A 2,116-nucleotide genomic window follows, 5' to 3' on the forward strand; every position below is an offset into this window, starting at 1 on the left:
ACCGCCAAAACCGCTGTGCCCGCCAAAACCGCTGTGCCCACCGAAACCGCCGTGCCCTCCGAAGCTACCGTGGCCGCCTCCCCCACCGTGGCCCCCACCATGCTGTGCCATCACGGCGGACTGGAACCCTATTCCAAAAAAGAAAACCGAAACCAGTAGGATTTTTAGATGCGTGCGTCTCATTGTGAGCGCCTTTCGGTGCCAGCAGCGATCGATGTGGCACGCGATCGATCCACCAAGTGATGCTCGGCGGAATACCGTGATCGCGAGCTTCCGTCTGGTTCGATGCTCGGCAGCCCGGCATTCTTCAGTAAAACCGCACCGATTTCGCCAACTTCTTATTCGGCGGTGTGGTCATGCGTCTCTTCGGATGGGGAAACGTCTTTTTGCGATCCGCCGTCACTCGATCCATGGCTGTCGCCGTGCGAGTGTTGGTGACCATTTCCCGTAGAAGCCCCATCGGCGCGCCAGAACGCCACAGCAAACACCAGAACCAGTGCCATCAGGACGGTGGCGACCGTCAGACGTCTCCGCCACAAGCTACTGGCGCTCGTCGGTGCTGTGTCATGAGCAAGCGAAAAAGATTCCGTGTGAATTTGGCGATGCGATACCCCGCGATCCCGCAAGACTTCGATCACCTGCTTCGTCATCGCCTGCGGTCCGCACACATAAACGCCGGTCGTTGACTCAATCTCGCCGAGCAATCGCTCGATCTTCTCGGCATCTATATGACCACGCTCGCCGGACCACGATTCATCGGCATTGGACAACACGTGCGTCAAAGTTAAGGGCGGAGATTGAGTTGCCTGCATTTCAGCCAATTCGTCAGCAAACACGATGTCCGCTGCTGTTCTGTTGGCGTACAGAAACCGCACGTGTTTTTGACTTCCGGTATCCCGCATATGTCGCAGCATACTCATCAACGGCGTCACACCGATCCCGCCGGCAACGAACACGAATGCATCTTCATTGGCATGCCTCAGGTGTGAAAAATGCCCGAAAGCCCCTTGGACAATCACGGCGTCATCCGGCTCAATCGACTGAATCTTGCTCGTGAAATCGCCCGAAGCCTTGATCGTTGATTCGACGTAACCTTCCGCAGTGGGGCTGGACGCAATCGTGAAATGGTGTTCTTCGGGTGGAACGGCCCAGGAGTCGGGAAATGTCAAGAACTGAAACTGGCCCGGCAGGTGACCGGCAGTCCAATTTCCAGCCCCCGCCAAGCGAAATGTCCAAACGTCCGGCGTTTCTTGCCGCACCTCGACGACACGCATCGGTTGGCTGGCGAGTTGCCTGGGGCGAATCCAGCGATGCCAAACCAAAACGGAAATGGCCGCCCCGCCAAGTAAAATCCAGAGCGATCGCATCGGCCAGGTTTGCAGGTCGCCTCCGGCAAACCAACTATGCACTAAAGTCAAGCCGATGATCGCAACGGCCAAAACATCATGCGTCATTCGCCAGCGTTCATAACTCAGCTTGAGTGCAGTCCGAAAAACGGAGACGACGATGTGAGTGATTAGCGCCAGCAGCCCAAGCTTGCCCGCCCAGATGTACCAGGGTTGGCTCCATCCATAGATCAAACTCCAATCGCCCTCTCCGACGGCGAGCAACACCGGGTGCAGCAACAGCAAAGCGATTGCAAGAAGCCCCATCGAGCGGTGAAAAAGCATCACCTCGCTGAGACTGAACACATTGCAGATCCATCGCAACCGGCCCGCCAGCACAAATTGCAACAGTAGAATTCCGATGCCGACCAAACCACCATTTTTGGCAATCTCGCTCAGCAACGAGTGGTCGGTATGCGGCACGGCAAGCACCGCCACCAAGACGGGCGAAACGATTGCAACAAAATACAGCGTTGCCAGCAGAACGGAAGCGAACGGTTGCCGAATTTCACCAGGGGAGTTCATGAGCTTCGATCAACCTGGTTCGCTTTGTTCATTTTCAGTAGTGCCCGCCGGCTCGGACAACGCAACGTGTCAGTGACTATGCCCATAGTGCCCGTCGGAGCCTCCGTAGCCACTGCCCGACGAGGCACAGCCGGAGGCCGAGACAGTTAAAGCGAAGGCGACCATCAAAAAGGCAGCGAAAAGTAAGAACCTATCCGAGAACCCCG

At 56.8% G+C, this 2,116-nt stretch carries 1 protein-coding gene; it reads right to left on the reverse strand.

Annotation, left to right across the window (positions count from 1 at the left end; translation table 11 throughout):
- Positions 1–338: 338 nt before the first annotated feature.
- Positions 339–1,910, reverse strand: coding sequence for a ferredoxin reductase family protein (locus B2R17_RS19255; RefSeq protein WP_286765249.1), 1,572 nt, complete (start codon positions 1,908–1,910; stop codon positions 339–341).
- Between the last annotated feature and the right edge of the window lie 206 nt (positions 1,911–2,116).

The organism is Rhodopirellula sp. UBA1907 (genome assembly GCF_002337565.1).
Lineage (GTDB): Bacteria > Planctomycetota > Planctomycetia > Pirellulales > Pirellulaceae > Rhodopirellula > Rhodopirellula europaea.

Coding starts and splice junctions, on each gene's coding strand:
- B2R17_RS19255 (WP_286765249.1), bottom strand. CDS start 1,910: ATGAACTCCCCTGGTGAAATTCGGCAACCGTTCGCTTCCGTTCTGCTG.